At 69.1% G+C, this 18,474-nt stretch carries 16 protein-coding genes and 1 pseudogene; 7 read left to right on the forward strand and 10 right to left on the reverse strand.

Features of this window, described 5'->3' with window-relative positions:
- Positions 1 to 137 precede the first annotated feature (137 nt).
- From acnA to ABZ208_RS12590, 3 genes are all read right to left on the reverse strand, one after another.
- Positions 138 to 2,852, reverse strand: coding sequence for an aconitate hydratase AcnA (gene acnA / locus ABZ208_RS12580; RefSeq protein WP_356909593.1), 2,715 nt, complete (start codon positions 2,850 to 2,852; stop codon positions 138 to 140).
- A 549-nt stretch (positions 2,853 to 3,401) separates the two neighbouring features.
- Positions 3,402 to 4,136: a TIGR03943 family protein gene (locus ABZ208_RS12585; RefSeq protein WP_356909460.1), complete on the reverse strand. Its 735-nt coding sequence runs from the start codon at positions 4,134 to 4,136 to the stop codon at positions 3,402 to 3,404.
- Positions 4,133 to 5,143: a permease gene (locus ABZ208_RS12590; RefSeq protein ID WP_356909461.1), complete on the reverse strand. Its 1,011-nt coding sequence runs from the start codon at positions 5,141 to 5,143 to the stop codon at positions 4,133 to 4,135. The genes ABZ208_RS12585 and ABZ208_RS12590 overlap by 4 nt, the downstream gene beginning before the upstream one ends.
- A gap of 491 nt (positions 5,144 to 5,634) precedes the next feature.
- Between ABZ208_RS12590 and ABZ208_RS12595 the strand changes: the two genes are divergently transcribed.
- On the forward strand, positions 5,635 to 5,991 hold the full coding sequence (locus ABZ208_RS12595) for a VOC family protein (RefSeq protein WP_356909462.1): 357 nt from the start codon (positions 5,635 to 5,637) through the stop codon (positions 5,989 to 5,991).
- Between the two features lie 50 nt (positions 5,992 to 6,041).
- On the forward strand, positions 6,042 to 7,571 hold the full coding sequence (locus tag ABZ208_RS12600; protein ID WP_356909463.1) for a UDP-N-acetylglucosamine 1-carboxyvinyltransferase: 1,530 nt from the start codon (positions 6,042 to 6,044) through the stop codon (positions 7,569 to 7,571).
- 12 nt (positions 7,572 to 7,583) lie between these two features.
- Here the strand turns inward: ABZ208_RS12600 and ABZ208_RS12605 are convergent, their stop codons facing one another.
- Entirely contained in the window at positions 7,584 to 7,910 is a 327-nt protein-coding gene (locus tag ABZ208_RS12605; RefSeq protein WP_356909464.1) for a tyrosine-type recombinase/integrase, read from the reverse strand.
- Positions 7,911 to 8,661: 751 nt separating this feature from the next.
- Between ABZ208_RS12605 and ABZ208_RS12610 the strand changes: the two genes are divergently transcribed.
- Positions 8,662 to 9,108: a hypothetical protein gene (locus ABZ208_RS12610; RefSeq protein ID WP_356909465.1), complete on the forward strand. Its 447-nt coding sequence runs from the start codon at positions 8,662 to 8,664 to the stop codon at positions 9,106 to 9,108.
- Here the strand turns inward: ABZ208_RS12610 and ABZ208_RS12615 are convergent.
- Complete coding sequence (locus ABZ208_RS12615) at positions 9,033 to 9,488, reverse strand: hypothetical protein (RefSeq protein ID WP_356909466.1); 456 nt, start codon at positions 9,486 to 9,488, stop codon at positions 9,033 to 9,035. The genes ABZ208_RS12610 and ABZ208_RS12615 overlap by 76 nt on opposite strands.
- On the opposite strand from ABZ208_RS12615, the gene ABZ208_RS12620 reads away from it, so the two are divergent.
- On the forward strand, positions 9,487 to 9,975 hold the full coding sequence (locus tag ABZ208_RS12620) for a hypothetical protein (RefSeq protein WP_356909467.1): 489 nt from the start codon (positions 9,487 to 9,489) through the stop codon (positions 9,973 to 9,975). The two genes, ABZ208_RS12615 and ABZ208_RS12620, sit on opposite strands and share 2 nt — an antisense overlap.
- A 326-nt stretch (positions 9,976 to 10,301) precedes the next feature.
- Here ABZ208_RS12620 and ABZ208_RS12625 read toward each other — a convergent pair whose 3' ends face one another.
- Positions 10,302 to 11,879, reverse strand: a complete 1,578-nt coding sequence (locus ABZ208_RS12625) for a hypothetical protein (protein WP_356909468.1) — start codon at positions 11,877 to 11,879, stop codon at positions 10,302 to 10,304.
- Between the two features lie 388 nt (positions 11,880 to 12,267).
- Between ABZ208_RS12625 and ABZ208_RS12630 the strand changes: the two genes are divergently transcribed.
- Positions 12,268 to 12,717 (forward strand): SPW repeat protein, encoded by a 450-nt coding sequence (locus ABZ208_RS12630; protein ID WP_356909469.1) that lies wholly within the window; start codon positions 12,268 to 12,270, stop codon positions 12,715 to 12,717.
- A gap of 82 nt (positions 12,718 to 12,799) precedes the next feature.
- Here the strand turns inward: ABZ208_RS12630 and ABZ208_RS12635 are convergent, their stop codons facing one another.
- Positions 12,800 to 14,278: an MFS transporter gene (locus tag ABZ208_RS12635; RefSeq protein ID WP_356909594.1), complete on the reverse strand. Its 1,479-nt coding sequence runs from the start codon at positions 14,276 to 14,278 to the stop codon at positions 12,800 to 12,802.
- Positions 14,279 to 14,430: 152 nt separating this feature from the next.
- Positions 14,431 to 15,276: an alpha/beta hydrolase gene (locus tag ABZ208_RS12640; RefSeq protein WP_356909470.1), complete on the reverse strand. Its 846-nt coding sequence runs from the start codon at positions 15,274 to 15,276 to the stop codon at positions 14,431 to 14,433.
- Between the two features lie 140 nt (positions 15,277 to 15,416).
- Here ABZ208_RS12640 and ABZ208_RS12645 point away from each other — a divergent pair, with 140 nt between their 5' ends.
- The gene (locus ABZ208_RS12645; protein ID WP_356909471.1) at positions 15,417 to 15,929 is read left to right on the forward strand and encodes a SigE family RNA polymerase sigma factor; all 513 of its coding nucleotides are present in this window, start codon (positions 15,417 to 15,419) and stop codon (positions 15,927 to 15,929) included.
- 13 nt (positions 15,930 to 15,942) lie between these two features.
- The gene (locus ABZ208_RS12650; RefSeq protein WP_356909472.1) at positions 15,943 to 16,869 is read left to right on the forward strand and encodes a hypothetical protein; all 927 of its coding nucleotides are present in this window, start codon (positions 15,943 to 15,945) and stop codon (positions 16,867 to 16,869) included.
- Positions 16,870 to 16,897: 28 nt separating this feature from the next.
- On the opposite strand, the gene ABZ208_RS12655 is transcribed toward ABZ208_RS12650, so the two are convergent.
- Together ABZ208_RS12655 and ABZ208_RS12660 are read right to left on the reverse strand one after the other, a co-directional pair.
- Positions 16,898 to 17,296, reverse strand: a complete 399-nt coding sequence (locus tag ABZ208_RS12655) for a RidA family protein (protein WP_356909595.1) — start codon at positions 17,294 to 17,296, stop codon at positions 16,898 to 16,900.
- A 57-nt stretch (positions 17,297 to 17,353) separates the two neighbouring features.
- A pseudogene (locus ABZ208_RS12660) lies at positions 17,354 to 18,460 on the reverse strand (acyl-CoA dehydrogenase family protein); the annotation flags it as partial.
- Positions 18,461 to 18,474: the final 14 nt, after the last annotated feature.

Genomic DNA, 18,474 nt, shown 5'->3' on the forward strand with positions numbered 1-18,474 from the left:
GCCTTGTGAACGCAGCATAGGCGTCCGATGGGGCGGATCCCGGTCGGGGCGGGCCGCCCCGCGTGGTGGGTCATCACCGCATGCGGGCTGGGCATCCTGGTGGCCGCGGCCCGTCCTGTTGCCGGTTGCCCGACCGCTCAGCCGCGGATCAGGTTGCGCAGCACGTACTGCATGATGCCGCCGTTGCGGTAGTAGTCCGCCTCACCGGGGGTGTCGATGCGGACGACCGCGTCGAACTCCACACCGGTGTCGGTGGCGACCTTGACCGTGCGCGGCGTGGTGCCGTCGTTCAGCTCGGTGACACCGGTGAAGGAGAAGGTCTCCTCGCCGGTCAGACCGAGGGACTCGGCGGAGGCGCCCTCCGGGAACTGCAGCGGCAGGACGCCCATGCCGATGAGGTTCGAGCGGTGGATGCGCTCGTACGACTCGGCGATGACGGCCTTGACGCCGAGGAGCGCGGTGCCCTTGGCGGCCCAGTCGCGGGACGAGCCGGAGCCGTACTCCTTGCCCGCCAGGATCACCAGCGGGGTGCCGGCGGCCTGGTAGTTCTGCGACGCGTCGTAGATGAAGGAGACCGGGCCGTCCGCCTGGGTGAAGTCGCGGGTGTAGCCGCCCTCGGTGCCCGGCGCGATCTGGTTGCGCAGGCGGATGTTGGCGAACGTGCCGCGGATCATGACCTCGTGGTTGCCTCGGCGCGAGCCGTAGCTGTTGAAGTCACGACGCTCCACACCGTGCTCGGTGAGGTACTGGCCGGCCGGGGTGTCGGCCTTGATCGCACCGGCCGGGGAGATGTGGTCGGTGGTGACCGAGTCGCCCAGCTTGGCCAGCACGCGCGCACCGGCGATGTCGGTGACCGGGGTGGTCTCCATCGTCATGCCCTCGAAGTACGGGGGCTTGCGCACGTAGGTGGACTGCGGGTCCCACTCGAAGGTGTTGCCGGTCGGGATCGGCAGGGCCTGCCACTGGGCGTCGCCCGCGAAGACGTCCTGGTAGGACTTGTTGAACATGTCCTCGCCGATGGCGTTGGCCACGACGTCGTTGACCTCGGCCTCGGAAGGCCAGATGTCCTTCAGGTAGACCGGGTTGCCCTCGGTGTCGATGCCGAGCGCCTCGCGGGTGATGTCCACCTTCATGGAGCCCGCGAGAGCGTACGCGACGACCAGCGGCGGGGACGCCAGGTAGTTCATCTTGACGTCGGGGTTGATCCGGCCCTCGAAGTTGCGGTTGCCGGAGAGCACCGAGGTGACGGCCAGGTCGTGGTCGTTGACGGCCTTGGAGACCTCGTCCGGCAGCGGGCCGGAGTTGCCGATGCAGGTCGTGCAGCCGTAACCGACCAGGTTGAAGCCGACCTTGTCGAGGTAGGGGGTCAGACCCGCCTTGTCGAAGTAGTCGGTGACGACCTTGGAGCCCGGGGCGAGCGTGGTCTTGACCCACGGCTTGCGGGTCAGGCCCTTCTCGACCGCCTTCTTGGCCACCAGCGCGGCGGCGACCATGACGTACGGGTTCGAGGTGTTGGTGCAGGAGGTGATCGCGGCGACGGTGACGGCGCCGTGGTCGATCTCGTAGGTCGAGCCGTCGGGGGCGGTGACCAGCGTCGGGCGGGTCGGGACGCCGTTGTGCTCGGCCGGGGCGTCGGAGGCCGGGAAGGACTCCTTGCCCGCCTCGTCGTCCTCGTCGACGTAGTTGCGCACGTCCTGCGTGAACTGCTCGGCGGCGTTGGCCAGGACGATGCGGTCCTGCGGACGCTTCGGGCCGGCGATCGACGGGACGACCGTGGACAGGTCCAGCTCGAGCTTCTCGGAGAAGTCGGGCTCGGCGGCCGGGTCGAGCCAGAGGCCCTGCTCCTTGGCGTACGCCTCGACGAGCGCGACCTGCTGCTCGGAGCGGCCCGTCAGCTTCAGGTAGTTCAGGGTCTCGCCGTCGATCGGGAAGATCGCGGCGGTGGAGCCGAACTCCGGCGACATGTTGCCGATGGTCGCACGGTTGGCGAGCGAGGTGGCGGCGACGCCCTCGCCGTAGAACTCGACGAACTTGCCGACGACGCCGTGCTTGCGCAGCATCTCGGTGATCGTGAGGACGAGGTCGGTGGCGGTGGTGCCGGTGGGCAGCTCGCCGGTGAGCTTGAAGCCGACGACGCGCGGGATGAGCATGGACACCGGCTGGCCGAGCATCGCGGCCTCGGCCTCGATGCCGCCGACGCCCCAGCCGAGCACACCGAGGCCGTTGACCATGGTGGTGTGGGAGTCGGTGCCGACGAGGGTGTCGGGGTACGCCTGGCCACCGCGGACCATGACGGTGCGGGCCAGGTGCTCGATGTTCACCTGGTGGACGATGCCGGTGCCGGGCGGGACGACCTTGAACTCGTCGAAGGCGGTCTGGCCCCAGCGCAGGAACTGGTAGCGCTCCTTGTTTCGGCCGTACTCGAGCTCCACGTTCTGCGTGAAGGCGTCGTTGGTGCCGAACTTGTCGGCGATGACGGAGTGGTCGATGACCAGCTCGGCCGGGGCCAGCGGGTTGATCTTCGCCGGGTCGCCGCCGAGCTCCTTCACGGCCTCACGCATGGTGGCGAGGTCCACGACACAGGGAACGCCGGTGAAGTCCTGCATGATCACGCGGGCCGGCGTGAACTGGATCTCCTGGCTGGGCTGCGCCTGGGAGTCCCAGTTGCCGAGCGCCCGGATGTGGTCGGCGGTGATGTTCGCGCCGTCCTCGGTGCGGAGCAGGTTCTCCAGCAGCACCTTCAGGCTGTAAGGGAGGCGCGCGGAGCCCTCGACCTTGTCCAGCCTGAAGATCTCGTAAGACTCGTCGCCCACGCGCAGCGTGCTGCGGGCGTCGAAGCTGTTCGCCGACACGACAGTCTCCTTCATCAATGTGCGCGTACTACCTCAATGCTGCCGCCCCGGCTCCTCGCCGATCCGCTAAGGTAAGGCTTAGTTAGGTAACCCTTACCGAGTGGCGGCTTGCGGTACGCCTTCGGCAGATATCTCGATGTCGAGATAACTCTAGTACATGACCGCTACAGGGTCATGCCCGGACGCCCCCTGTCCGCTCTCATCCGACCCGGTCGTCGTCTCATGGAACGCACGCGACCGGGCGTTTGTCTCATCCGACGAAGTCGTCGCAGGTCAGTGGCTCGATACTGACGGCCGGTCGCCGCGGCGGAGCCGGCAGGCCCGGGGACGGCCGTGTCAGTCACGGCCAGTCGGCGCAGGGCGTCGGCGTCGACCGGCTCTGCAGCCGCATGGAGCCGTGGACGTCCCCAAGAAGTACGTGACCGACATCGCGGCCCTGTTGCGCATCCCGGACCGCCGAGGCAAGCCGGCGCACGCCGGGGGAAACCAGGGGTGGGGTGATCCCCGCCCGGCGCAGTCGCTTCGGATCCGACGGCGCACTCGGCCTCGTCAGTCTTCGTACTGGTCGGGCGGGGCAGGGACCGGTCTGGCCTGACTGATGTCGATGAAGGGGATGACGCCGTCGTTGACGGGGTCCTTGGTCTGTTTGCTGGTGTATGTGCCGGTGACTTCGACCCAGGTGTCGGGCTGCAGGACGGGCGGAACCTCTCCGGACAGGCCGATCTTGACGGGCTGAGCGTCGGCGGCACAGCAGTTGAGAACCATGCGGGTGAGATAGGGCGCGCCGCCGCGGTCGAGGGTGATGAAGCCGGTGATTTTGATCCTCCGGCCGCCGAGGGAGTGTCCGTGGTCGTAAGCGGCGCGGCCGGCATAGTCGACGACGCCGAGCCGGAGAGGGTCGTCGGCGGGGAGGGCGGGGAAGGCCAGGGGTTCTTGCAGAGCCGTGCCGGTGCGCATGGCGCTGTAGGAGCCCAGTGCGGGTGGGGCGACCAGGATGAGGGCGAACAAAGGCAGGACGAGGAGCCAGGAGATCCGTGGTTCGCGGTGGGCGTGGCCGTGCTCGTCGTGGAGCTCACGCTCGGGCCGGCTCTCATGGTCCGTGCGCTGCCGTCGCAGTTCGTACCAGACCGTGGCGATGGCGGCGGCGATCAGGACCATGCCTGCCACGAGCAGCAACGGGCGCAGCCCGGCCTTGACGTAGCGCAGGTAGAGGTCGGTGAGGCCGGCGCGCAGCACCGCCCCGCCGATGAGGAACAACACGGCTGCTTGCGCCTGCCGGTTCACAGCAGGACCGCCCCGACAAGGGCCGACACCAGGACGGCCAGGGTGAAGGTGGCGGGGGCGAACCGCAGCGCGAACCCCCGGCCGAAGGTGGCGGCCTGCATGGCGAACAGTTTCAGGTCGATCATCGGTCCGACGACGAGGAAGGCCAGCCGGGCGGTGAGGGAGAACTGCGACAGGGACGCGGCCACGAACGCGTCGGCCTCGGAACAGATCGACAACACCACAGCGAGGAACGCCAGGGCGAGGATCGACACCAGCGGATCATTGGCTGCGGCGCGCAGCCAGCCGGCCGGTACCACGGTCTTGAGCGTGGCCGCGGCCATCGCGCCGACGACAAGGAAGCCTCCGGCGTGCACCACGTCGTGCCGTACCGATCCCCAGAACGCCGCCCCCTTGCCGAGGCCGCCGAACGACGGACGGTCCGGTGGGCGCATCCAGTCGGTGCGGCCCAGCCGTTGCCACAACCAGCCCATCGCGCACGCCACGAGCAGACTCGCCACGAACCGGGCGAGAACCATCTGCGGGTTGCCGGGAAACGCGACAGCGGTGGCGGCCAGCACGACCGGGTTGATCGCCGGGGCGGACAGCAGGAACGCCAACGCCGCGGCAGGGGTGACACCCCGGCGTACAAGCGCCCCGGCCACCGGCACGGAAGCGCACTCGCAGCCCGGTAGGACCGCCCCGGCCATCCCGGCCACCGGCACCGCCAGGGAGGGCCGGCTCGGCAGCGCGCGGGCGAAGAACGACGGCGGGACGAACACCGCGATGATCGCCGACAGCAGCACGCCGAGGACGAGGAAGGGCAATGCCTGGACGACCACCGCGACGAACACGGTCATCCAGCTCTGCATGACCGGCGCGGACAACGCCCGCCGGATCGGCCCCTGCAGCCCAACCACCAGGACCAGCACCATGGTCAGCACGAGGGACGAGTTGAACTGCCAACCCTGCGTCGCGTCCGCCCCGCGGCCGTCACCGCGAGTCGAGGCTGCTTCGGTGGTGGTCACGGGTGAGGTTCCTCCGGTACGGAGAGGCTTCATGGTTGGGTTCGTCCCCACCCTCAGTACGCCGGATCCGGCGCGGTTGCTCATTCCTCCGGCGGGCGTTCGGTGCGTCGACGACGGCACAGGCCGGCGGGGGCTCGGCCAGGCCTGTGCGCACACCGCCGGCACTCGCTCCGGGTCCAGAGCTCACGAAGGCCGCGCCGCTCCCGCTGACAGCCGAGGCGCCGGAGCGAACCACTGAGCCCGGTCATCTGCATCCACCGGCGGCCCGGCCACAGCACTGGAGGAGGCCGGACACACCCGTATGGCCGAAGGTGCGGTCGTCGCCCTGGCGGGCGGGCTCACGGTGCGCCACTGCGACGGCGTCTGCATCGCTCTGCGCTTCCGGGGGCCGGTGCGGAGCGTCGCCGGAGGCCCATGCGGAGCGCAACCGCCCCGGCGCGTGCGACGGCACTGCGATTGCCGCGACAGCGGCGCGGGCCGAGCATCGAAGCATGTTCAGTGGAGCGCATGTGATCCTTTACACCACGGACGCCGACGCGGACCGGGCGTTCGTCAAGGACGTGCTCGGGTTCCCGCATGTCGACGCCGGAGGCGGCTGGCTCATCTTCAAACTGCCGCCGGCGGAGGTCGCCGTGCACCCGACGACCGGTGACACGAAGCACGAGTTCTATCTGATGTGCGACGACCTCGAGGGCACTTTGTCCCGACTCGCCGAACAGAATGTGGAGATTTCGCGGCCACCGAGCGACCAGGGCTGGGGGGTGCTGGCCTCGGTACGGATGCCGAGCGGGGCCGAACTCCCGCTCTACGAACCGCGACATGCCACCGCGCACGGTATTTCACCCTGATGGCCTATCCCCACGCGAGTCCATCTCATATCTGAGATAATGTCCGACGCATGGTCGACGATTACCTCGTACGTATCGGCAAGCTCATCCGTGACGCTCGCCAGCATCGTGGCATGACACAGACGCAGCTCGCCGACGCTCTCGGTACCAGTCAGAGCGCGGTCAATCGCGTGGAGCGCGGCAACCAGAACATCAGCCTTGAGATGATCGCGCGCATCGGTGAAGCGCTCGACAGCGAAATCGTCTCGCTCGGCTACGCGGGCCCCATGCATCTGCGCGTGGTCGGCGGCCGTCGGCTGTCCGGTGCCATCGACGTCAAGACGAGCAAGAACGCGTGTGTGGCCCTGCTGTGCGGCTCGCTCCTGAACAGAGGCCGCACGGTGTTGCGCCGGGTCGCCCGGATCGAAGAGGTGTACCGGCTGCTCGAGGTGCTCAACTCCATCGGTGTGCGCACCCGGTGGATCAACGACGGCGTGGACCTGGAGATCGTGCCGCCCACCGAGCTGGACATGAACGCCATGGACGTCGCGGCCGCGCGCCGGACCCGGTCGATCATCATGTTCCTCGGCCCCCTGCTGCACCGGATGGAGAGCTTCCGGCTGCCGTACGCGGGCGGCTGCGACCTGGGGACCCGGACCATCGAGCCCCATATGATCGCGCTGCGCCGGTTCGGGCTGGACATCACCGCGACCGAGGGCATCTACCACGCCCGGGTGGACCGTACGGCCTCCCCCGACCGGCCGATCGTACTGACCGAGCGCGGCGACACGGTGACCGAGAACGCGCTGCTGGCCGCCGCACGGCACGACGGCATAACCGTCATCCGCAACGCCTCCTCCAACTACATGGTCCAGGACCTGTGCTTCTTCCTGGAGGCCCTGGGCGTGCGGATCGAGGGCGTGGGGACGACGACGCTCACCGTGCACGGCGTGCCGAACATCGACGTGGACGTCGACTACTCCCCCTCCGAGGACCCGGTCGAGGCGATGAGCCTGATCGCCGCGGCGGTCGTCACGGAGTCGGAGCTGACGATCCGCCGGGTGCCGATCGAGTTCCTGGAGATCGAGCTCGCGGTGCTGGAGGAGATGGGTCTCGACCACGACCGCACCGGCGAGTACGCGGCGGACAACGGCCGGACGAGGCTGGTGGACCTGACCGTACGGCCCTCCAAGCTGGAGGCGCCGATCGACAAGATCCACCCGATGCCGTTCCCCGGACTCAACATCGACAACGTGCCGTTCTTCGCGGCGATCGCGGCCGTTGCCCAGGGCAAGTCGCTGATCCACGACTGGGTCTACGACAACCGGGCGATCTACCTGACGGACCTCAACCGCCTCGGTGGCCGTCTCCAACTGCTGGACCCGCACCGCGTCCTGGTCGAGGGCCCGACCCGCTGGCGCGCGGCCGAGATGATGTGCCCGCCGGCGCTGCGCCCCGCGGTGGTGGTCCTGCTGGCAATGATGGCGGCGGAGGGCACGTCGGTGCTGCGCAATGTGTACGTGATCAACCGAGGCTACGAGGATCTGGCGGAGCGGCTGAACTCGGTGGGCGCGCAGATCGAGATCTTCCGCGACATCTGACGCGGCCGCAGGTCAGGAGGCCTTTTCTCCGTCCTGGGCCGTCTGTGGGCCGTCGGCTGTGTCATCGCCCCTGCGGAAGACACGGTCGACGGCCTTACGCGCTCGCGCCTGACTGTTCGGCATGAGATGGGTGTACGTGCGCAGGGTGAAGCCCGGATCGCTGTGCCCCAGGTACTCGGCGAGGGCTTTGACGTTCTCCCCGGCATCGAGGAGGACCGACGCGTAGAAGTGCCGGAGTGCGTGCATGCCGTGCTCGCGGGAGGAGACGAAGCGCCTCTCCCCCGCCTCGCGCTCCGGTATGACACCGGCCTCCGCGAGCGCCGGCTTCCACACACGCATGTTGAGTTCCGGTTCACAGGCTTGCGCTCCCGGGAGTAGAAGAGCAGCGAGGCCTTGACCGGCGGCCCGTCCGGGGTCTTCCAGGGGAGGGTCAGTTCAAGGGGTGGCCGCTCCGTGATGTGTTCCGCGAGGGCGAACGCCACGGCGTCAGGGGGCACTTCCCGCAGCTTCCCGCCCTTGGGCGGGGCGAACACCAGCTGCGCTTTCACCAGCTTCACCTGCCGAACGACGTGCACGACCCCACCCAGGAAGTCGAGCTCGTCAACCGCCGGGCCGAAGATCTACCCTTGCCGGAGACCGCACCCGGCCCCTAGGTCGACCACCTTGCGGTACGCCGTCGGCAGGGCGTCCCGCACAGCCAAGACGCGTTCCTCAGACCACTGCTTGAGCTTGCGACTGTCGGCCCGCGGCGGCCGTACGGAGCTCGCGCGGCAGGGATTCCGAACAATGATTCCGTCGTCGACCGCGGCGCCGAACACCGACGAGACGTTGGCGAAGATGACCCGCTGATACGAGGGTTTCTTCCTGCCTGATTTTCCCTACATCATCAAGGGCTCGCTCCGCTCGCCGCGCGCCCGGCCCGTCGGCCGGGCGACGCTCCCTACTGACTTCGGCTGTCAGGATGACGTTGTGTTGTCGAGGGTGCGGAGAAGCCTGGTTCGGCCGAAATCGGCTTGCGGTGCCCGGCCCTGGGTCCCTAGGGTCCACACCTGGTCACTGACCGTGATCAACCGACATGAATCGGGGATGCATGCACAAGGTATTGCGGACGGTCGGCTGCACGGCCGCCGCCGTGGCGGGCGTACTTCTCACGGCGGGTCCCGCCGCCGCGGCCAACTGGAGCCCCGTCCAGACCAGCTCCCGCTGGCACTGCACACGGACCGATGAACACGCCTATGTGCGCCAAGTCAGCTTCCAGGCGTGCTACATCGCTCTGCCGCAGACGAAGAAGCAGGTCGTCCTGGTCGTGCGCAACGACGGTCCGGGGCCCGTCTCGATCCAGGGAATCATCGACAACATCGATGGCTCGGAGACGCTCTGCGCGCAGTCGACGCTCAACGCCGGTTTCACGCGAGGGTGTTTCGGCCACTTCACGCCCACGACGTGCAACCGCGGTGTGGGTTACGCGACGCTGATCGTGAACGGCAGGAGTGACTCCATGCCCACCCCTCGTGTCCGGGACTGCGACGACAGCTGACACAGTCGGTCAGTGCCGGTTTCCTGTCGAGGAACCCGGCACTGACCTGGTGCTCTACCTCCGGGGTGGTCCAGCTGGCCGCCCAGGCGCCACCGGCGTCCGCTGCGGCTGATGGCACCGGGCTGTTCCAGGCGCTCGAGCTGGTAAGCCACCGATGACGTGCTGGAGAGCCCGACCTGCCAGCCGATCTCCCGGATCGTGGGCCACTCGCCGTACTCGGCGATCCACGCCCCGACGCAGCGCAGGATGCGTGCCTGCCTGTCGGTCAGGGCCTCACTCACCGGCCTCCGGAGCCCGTGTGCAGGAAGCCACTGGGGCATCCGAAACTGAACAGCAATCTGCTGGCCAGAACGCCTCGCGCCCTCCACGATGGTCGTCATGGACCGATTGCAGGACAGTGCTTGGCAGTACGTGGCAGAGGTACTCCACTCTGAGGATCTTCCGATGCTCGCTGCGCACGCGCTGGTTGATGGCCACGACTCTCCTGCCCTGCGTGAGCTGGCTGGCCTGCCGCGCAGGAGCGATCCGACTGAGGTCCGCGAGCTGTACGTCCAGGCCCTGCGCGAACTCGACGTGCCTCTTCCTGACGAGGAGATGGCCGGCAGACGTCTCCTCTTGAGCCTCGCGTTCGGTCTCGTGCAAGGCGGGCTGAGTCCCAAGCAAGTGGCCGACCGGCTCTCGATGACCGTCGCGGCTCACACCCAGGAGGAGACGCAGTTCCTCTCCATCGCAGCGGAGTACAGCGAATGGATCGGACCGGACGATCTCCCGGCATGGGAACACGATCTACAAGCGGCAGCCAAGTTGCTGGCAGCTTCTACCGACCTTGGCCCCTGCATCCGCATACCCGCTTCGCGACACGACTGACCCCATAGCCCCGTCGCGTTCCCGTGCCAGATCCATGCCAGATCGAGCGGTCGACCACGGACACTCGGAGCGCGTAGCGGGGCGAACGCCCGTCGGCAGACTCGACACCGTGGCACGCACGACGACCAGCGAGGACGTATCCACGCGTGGCGCCAGGCTTACAAAGCAGTGGTCAGGAGTCGCGCTGTACAGCAGCGGAGTACAGCGACCACGCTGACCGCAGCCGACCAGCTTCGAGCACCCTGGGCCGCCTCGGGGGAGGCGGCCCAGGATGCGGTCGGTCATCGCGCGGTACCGTGCAGCGCACAACCCCCGCAGAGGAGCGGTCAGGCTCCGGTGCGGGTCCTGCGCCTGCGGGCTGCGGCGATCAGCAGGCCTCCTGCGGCGAGCACCGCCGCGCTTGTCCAGGCGATCGTCAGCGTGCCGCTGTTGCCGGTCTCGGCAAGCGCGCCCCCGTTGTCCGAGGACGCGTTGGCCGGCGTTGTGGTCTGGGGCTCCGGCTGGTTGCCGTCCCCGCCGGTCGAGCCGCCGGTGCTCGCCGAGGAGCCCTTCACATCCACCGTGAACAGGGCCTTGTCGTTCGCCTTGTTGGTGTCGACCTCCAGCTCACCACCGTTCACGGAGAGGGTGCGCAGATCACCGCCGGTCGTGGCCGGCGCGTCCTTGCCGATCTTCACCGTGAACTCGAGCGTCACGGCCTTGCCCGCGTTGAACGGAGAGTCGATCGCGCAGAGGTACTGCGGGGCGCCCAGCCGGGGTTCGCTCATCCCCCCGCCCGTCCAGGGGCCACAGCCCTTCGGGATCTTCACCGCAGTGGTGCCCTTCGGGATGTCGACCAGCAGCCCGGGGTGGTCGTCGGACGTGAGGAGGTTGAAGGACGCCGGACCGTTGTTGCGGACCTTCGCCGTGAGCGTGACGCTGTCGCCGGGGTCGGCGGTGGCAGTGTCGCCGGTGACGGCGAAATCAGCGGTGTTGACCGCATTGATGATCCACAGTGCATGATCCGTCGCGGGCGCCGGAGGCGCGCTGCCGTCCGGCACCAGCGAGAGCACGGGCCCGCTGCCACGCGCCTTGTCCGCGGTCGCCGGCACGCCGGCGCCGATGGGCGTCGCGGTGTAGTCCAGGAACTCGAAGAGCGCGGTCTGCTTGACGTCGAGGATCATCGGCGCGGACAGCCGGTAGCGCTTGCCCGGTTCGACCGGCGTGCTGATGTGGCACACCGCGCTGTCCAGCGTCTGGCCGGAGGCGCTTGCGATGTCGTCGGTCGTTCCGTAGGTGCAGTTGGAGAACCGCTGCGCGAAGCCGAGGCCCTGGGTGGCTGCGAGCCTCAGGTCCACCCCCTGGGCCGTCAGCGATCCGGTGTTGGCGATCGTGATCGGGGCGTCGAGAGGGGCCCCGGGCTCTGCGGTGTCCGTCTGGGGGATCCTGTTGACGACCAGGCCCACCGCGCCGACGGTCACCGTCACGGTGGTGTCGGCGACGGTCGCGTTGGAGGACGTGGCGAAGAGCCGGGCCTTGCCCGTCGTACCGAGCGGAGCGTTCGGCTTGGCGTTCATCTCGAGGAGCCCGCCGTGGAAACCGTCCGATGCGATGTCCTTGGCGGGCCAGGCACACACGCCGGCCTTGCAGTCACGGTCGCTGACATCGGTGAAGGCGGAGATGCCGGATACGTCGATCTTGACGACCACGTCTTCGGCGGTGCCGCCGTCGGGGTCGCCCGCCAGGCCCCAGCTGATCTGCGGCGGGTCGGTCGGGTCGGCAGGCTGGGGCAGACCGACCTCGTCCCGGACGACGGTGAAGTTCAGGACGGGGCCGTCCTGCGCGGCAAGGGTGCCTTGCGGGTCCGCGTGGGCGGGAGTGCCGACGAGTACGGCGCCCAGAAGAGCAGCTGCGGTCGCTGTCACGATGGCGGACCACCGGTGCCGACTGCGTGGTGACATCTCTTGGATACCGTCCCGTTCATTGGAAGTTGACTCTCTGACACCTGGTCCGACGGGTGGGCTCCGCGAATGGTTGTACAGAAGCGGCGATCTTCGACCTCACCGCAGCGGACCCAGATCGAGGTCGGCGTACGGCGCGGGTCCCGGGCGGTCGTGTCAGCGACAAGGTCCTCGGACGGCCGGCGAACGGCCCCGGTGGAGACGAGCGCCGGCGGAGCTCGTACTCGACCGCTTGGCGGGCCTGCGTCCGGGTGGTGATCCGGTCCGGGAAATTGCCCATTGACCGGCCGCCGGGACAGGGGTTCCATGGACATAAAGGAAAGATAAGGCTGCTGACAGGAGGCGGCCCACCATGACCACCCACGCAGACATTTCGCAGCATCCGGACCTGGCCGAGATGCGTACCCGCTTCGAGCGGGTGACCACCACCCCTCGCGCCCAGGCCGTTGAGACCCTCGCCCTGCTGACGGGGCTCTACCTGGCGGCCTCGCCATGGATCGCCGGATTCAGCGACCTGACCAACCTGGCCGTGTGCAACCTGATCACCGGTCTCGCCTATGCCCTGTGCATGGGCGGCTTCGGTTCCGCATACGAACGCACCCATGCCATGGCATGGGCCGCGTGCGCCATAGGCGTATGGACGATCATTTCGCCATGGGTCGTCGCCGGCAATGTCGCGACGACCGGCACCGTGGTCAACAACATCATCGTCGGCCTGGTCGCACTGCTCTGCGGCCTGGCCATGGCCACGAGCGCACGGACCGGCGCGGGGAAGCGCGTCGGCCCCGGCCCCATGAGCTGATTCCCTCGGCTGATCCCGTCGCGCTCCGCCAGGGCCCCGCCTTCTTCGGGAAGCGGGGCCTTCGCCCGGTCCAGGGCCCTCGTCAGGGACCGGGGGTGACGCCGCCCTTGAGGCGTTCGATGTCGGACGGCCTCACCTGGATGGCGACCACCGCGATGATCGCGGCGATGACGGTGAAGACGGCGGCCATGACGAAGGCCGCCGAGGCTCCCGAGGTCAGCACCTCGTCGCTCCACGGCGCCGGCAGCTGACCGGTGCGGTGGAACTGCAGTCGCTCGACCGGGGTCGCCTGTGCGAGGAACGCCGGTACCTGCTCCTTCGCCTCGTTGCGGCTGGCCGTGCCGAAGACGGTGACCAGAATGGACAGTCCCAGCGAACCGCCCACCTGCTGACTGGTGTTGAGCAGACCGGTGGCAGCGCCGCTCTCGTGGGACGCCACCCCGGAGACCGCCATCAGGGTCAGCGAGACGAACTCCATGCCCATGCCGAGGCTGAAGACGAGCATCGGGCCGAGAATGCTGCCCAGATATGTCGAGTGGACGTCGGTGAGGGTCAGCCAGGACAGGCCGGCCGCGGCCAGCACGGCGCCGGTGACCATGAACGGCTTCGGACCGTACCTGGGCAGCAGCTGGGAGGCCAGGCCCGCACCCACCGCGATGACTGCGCTGACCGGCAGAAAGGCCAGGCCGGCCTGCAACGGGCTGAAGCCGAGCACGTCCTGCACGAAGAGCGTGAGGAAGAAGAACATGCCGAAGAGCGCGGCGGCGAGGCTGAGCATGATGCCGTAGGTGCCCGCGCGGTTACGGTCGGCGAACATGTGCAGCGGCGTGATCGGCTGTGTGGAGCGCCGCTCGATCATGATGAAGGTGGAGAGCAGTACCACCGCCGCGCCGAACGACGCCAGGGTGAGCCCGTCGCGCCAGCCCTCCTGCGCGGCCCGGATGAATCCGTAGACCAGCGAGAACATGCCGAGCGTGGAGGTCACTGCGCCGGCAAGATCGAAGTGGCCGGGATGGCGCTCGGACTCGCCGATGACGCGAGGCGTGACGATCGCGATGAGCACGCCGATGGGGACGTTGACGAACAGCACCCACCGCCAGTCGAGCCATTCGACGAGGATGCCCCCGACCAGCAGACCGATCGCGCCGCCTCCGGCGGAGACGGCCGCGAACACACCGAACGCCCGGTTGCGTCTGGGGCCTTCGGGGAATGTGGTGGTGATCAGCGCCAGCGCGGTCGGCGAGGCGATGGCGCCGCCGACGCCCTGCAGGGCGCGCGCCGCCAGGAGCTGGCCGGAGTCCTGCGCGAGTCCGCCGAGCAGGGAGGCGAGTGCGAAGAGCAGCACGCCGGAGATGAACACGCGCCGTCTGCCGAGGATGTCACCGGCACGGCCGCCGAGCAGGAGCAGACCGCCGAAGGTGAGCGTGTAGGCGCTGACCACCCAGGCCAGGCCGGTGGTGGAGAAGTCCAGGGCACTTTGGATGTGCGGCAGCGCGATGTTCACGATGGTGGCGTCGAGCACCACCATCAACTGGCAGGACGCGATGACGAGAAGGGCGATCCCGTGTCCGCCGCCCTGGTCCGGAGCGGCGGTCTGCACGGGGGCTGTCGGCTTGGGGCTCGTCATGGCGCATCGCGACCTTGTGGCGGGTCAAGAGACGGTACCCGCCACCCTTTCGACGCTAAGCCCCTGGTGTCCCCGCCACCAGTCGATCAAGCGCCGTCGGCCGTCTTCTCCGCGACGAATGCGCGCAGTGCCGCCGACAGTTGTTCCGGCTGGTCCTCGGCGATCAGGGTGCAGCTGTCCTCGATCTCCAGCAGCCGTCCCTGCGGCAGCAGTTCGGCGAGCCGCCGGCCGTGCTCGCGGGGCATCATGCGGTCCTCGGTCGCCCACACCACGAGGGCGGGCCGGTCGAACGACGGCAGCGCCTCGGCCGCTTCGAGCAGTTCGGTCCTGCGGACGCTCGTGTTGTAGCGCTTGAAGTCGTACCTGATGGCCTTGTCCGTCCGCAGCGGGCGCAGCCAGCCGTCGGTGATCCCGGTGGGCACCGGGCGCTTGGTCAGCGCGCCGAGGCCGACGGGGAACCTGCGCAGTGCGCGAAGACCGAGGACCCGCGCCATCAGGAACACACCGCCCGGCACCCTGCACAGGAGCGAGATCATCTTGCCCGGTGCGCCCGGCGGGTAGTTGTCGAACGCCTCGCAGGAGATGAGCACCAGCCTGGCCAGGCGTTCGGGGTGAGCGGCGGCAACCGTCTGCGCCCGGCCGCAGTCGCTCTCCACGAGGGTCACCTCCCGCAGATCCAGCCGGTCCAGGAACTCGGCGATCAGCTCGATGACGGAGTCGGGTGTCAGCGGGACGTCCGGGCGCATGGGCGTGCGGTGGGAGCCGTACGGCAGGGTCGGTGTGATGCAGCGGTGGTCGCTGCGGAGATCGGCGACGACCTTGCGCCAGACCGTCGCGTCGTGCACCAGACCGTGCAGCAGGACGACGACCGGGCCCGGTCCCCCGGTGTCCTCGTACTGGATGGTCCCTGCGGTGAGTTCGATCTCCGGCACAGTGGCTCCCCTCGATGGATAACGATGTTATGCCCCGTCACCGGCGCGCTGCCACTGACTTGGGAGTGACAGAGTCGTGCCGCCGCCGCGTCTTGGGGGTGAGCAGTCCGCGACAGCGCGGCTGGTGAGGGAGGGCAGGAGTGTCCGGAGACACCCGGTTGGAGGAATTCCAGGAATTCGCGCGTACGCGCAGCGCGCGGCTCTTCCGGACCGCACTGCTGCTGACCGGCGGCGACTGGCATCTGGCCGAGGACCTGGTGCAGACGGCACTGGGCAAGGCGTTCGCCTCCTGGGGGCGGGTGCAGCGCGCGGACCACCAGGACGCGTATGTCCGCAAGGTCCTGGTGCGCATCCATCTGTCGCAGCGACGGCTGCGGCGCAGCTCGGAGCAGCCTGTGCAGACGGTGCCGGACAGCGCGTACGGCGACCGGGGCGATCCGGAGCTGCGCGTCGCGCTGCTGTCGGCGCTCGGCCGGCTGCCTCCCAAGGACCGCGCGGTGCTGGTACTGCGCTACTGGGAGGACCAGAGCGTGGAACAGACCGCGGCCGAACTGGGCCTGCGGGCGGGCACGGTGCGCAACCGCAGCATGAGCGCACTGGCACGGCTTCGTGAACTGCTCGGTGACGAGCGCGAGTCACTCACCACGGTGTGAGGAGGGGCGGAACTTGACGATGATGGACGAGCAGGAACTGAGCAGGGCCATGGACGACGCGGTGGGCGGGGTGCGGCCAAAGACGCACGCCCTGGTCGAGGGGGCGACGCGCACGGGGCGGCAGCTGCGCGTACGGCGCCGGCTCGCCGCGGGTGCAGGCGTCTTCGCGGTCACCGGTGCGGTGCTGGGGGCGTCGGTGTTCGGCGCTGATCTGCCGACCTATACCGGTGAGGTCACCTCCTCCCTGCCGAGCGCGCTGGACGAGGTCACGCTCCCGGACTTCAGCGGGCGTCCGAAGCCCGCCGCACCGCCGGCCGGCAAGGAGTGGCTGTCCGGTCGGGCGACTGTGCAGATTCTGAAGGAACTGCTACCGGGGAAGGGCGGGACGTCCGGCTACGAAGGGCAGAGCGCACCCGCAATTCTTCCTGATGGCGGCACCTTCGGCCGGCTCAGCGCCGACGGCTGGCTCGCCGGCGCCGAGGTGCAGGTCAACTTCCAACCCGGCTTCGGCCGGCACATCGATGATCTCCAGGGGCTCTTCTCCTGCAAGCAGCGCGAACCGGAGGGGACGATGACCGCCTGCGGGGTCACCGAACTCGCCGACGGCTCGGTGCTGATGCTGTACGAGGACCGGTCGGGGCTGCTGCTGCGACGACATGCGGAACTGCTGCGGGCCGACGGCACCCGGATCTCCGTGGGCACGGCCAACGGCGTGGACATCGAGGACGGGCCGGTCATCGGATCGCAGCCGCCCTTCAGCCTCGACGAGCTGCGCGCGGTCGTCACCAGCCCGCGCTGGCAGATGCACGTGGACCCGGAGGTCAACGAGCGGGCGAAGGAGCTCACGCCGTACAAGGACAACACGCAGGTGTTCCCGGACGACGGCTCGGATCCGGTCGACGACCGGGGGCGCACCGCCGACGAGAGCCCGGCCGACTAGACAAGGACAAGGACGCGCCTACCGCCCCTCAGGGCAGTACGGCCACCCCGTCCACCTCGACCAGGCACTGATCGTCCCAGAGCCGCACCACCCCGATCACCGCCATCGCCGGGTAGTCGCGTCCCGCCAACCGCCGCCAGATGCGGCCCAGTTCGCTCACGTGCGCACGGTAGTCGGCCACGTCGGTGGCGTAGATGGTGACGCGGGCCAGGTCGTGCGGGGTGCCGCCCGCCGCGGCGAGCGCGGTGAGGAGATTGGTGAGCGCGGCCTCGAACTGTTCGGGCAGCGCAGCACCGACGACCTTTCCGGCGGTGTCCAGCGCGGTCTGGCCGGCCAGGAACACCAGCCGGGAGCCGCTGGCGGTGACGGCATGGGAGAAGCCGGTGGGGGGTGAGAGCTCGGCCGGATTGTGGCGCTGCAGGCTCATCGGGACCTCTCCTCGGCGTACGGCTCCGGCGGGAAGCGCTCCGGCGGGAAGCGCTCCGGCGTACAGCTCCTTGGCGATGATCGTGCGCTGGACCTCGGTGGCGCCCTCGTAGATCCGGGGTGCCCGTACCTCACGGTAGAGGTGTTCCAGGAGGTGCCCGCGCTGAAGGGCGCGGGCACCGTGCAGCTGGACGGCGGCGTCGACGACGTACTGCGCGGTCTCGGTGGCGAGAAGTTTCGCCATCGCGGAGCGCTGCGGCACATCGGCGGCGCCGTCGTCGTACGCGCAGGCCGCCGCGTACACCAGCAGCCGCGCGGCCTCCGTGCGGGTGGCCATCTCGGCGACCTTGTGGGCGACCGACTGGAGGTCCTTGAGGGGGCCACCGAAGGCGTGCCGGGTGGCGGTGTGGCGGAGGGTGGCGTCCAGGGCGGCCTGGGCCATGCCGACGGCGAACGCGCCGACGCTGGGGCGGAAGCGGTTGAGGGTGTTCATGGCGACGCGGAAGCCGCGGTCCACCTCCCCGAGCACATCGTCCGCGGTGACCGGCACATCGGTGAAGGTCAGTGCGCCGATCGGGTGCGGGGAGAGCATCTCGAGGGCGGTGCCGTCCAGGCCCGGACGGTCGGCGGGGACGAGGAAGGCGGTGACGCCCCGGGCGCCCGCCCCGTCGGTCGTGCGGGCGAAGACGGTGTAGAAGTCGGCCTCGGGCGCGTTGGAGATCCAGCGCTTCTCCCCGCTCAGCCGCCAGCCGGCGCCGTCCGGCGCCGCCTTGAGGTCCAGGGCCGCGGCGTCCGATCCCGCGTCCGGCTCGGACAGTGCAAAGGCGGCGACGGCACGCCCCGCGGTCACCTCGGGGAGCCAGCGCTCGCGCTGTGCGGGCGTACCCGAGTGGACCAGTGCGTAGCTGCCGAGTCCCTGCAGGGCCAGCGCGGTCTCGGCCTCCGTGCAGCTGTAGGCCAGGGACTCGCGCAGCAGACACAGTTCCAGCGCACCTGCGGTGAAGAGGCGTTCCAGCAGGCCCAGTTCGGCAAGGGCGGCGACCAAGGGCCGGTTGATCCGTCCCGGTTCCCCTTTCTCGGCGAGCGGCCGCAGTCGCTCGTGGGCCGCGATGCGCAGCTGCGCACCCCATGCGGTCTGTTCCGGATCGAGTGAGAATACGGGCATTCGAGCCCCCACTT

Origin of the sequence: Streptomyces sp. NPDC006208, assembly GCF_040613775.1 — a bacterium.
Lineage (GTDB): Bacteria > Actinomycetota > Actinomycetes > Streptomycetales > Streptomycetaceae > Streptomyces.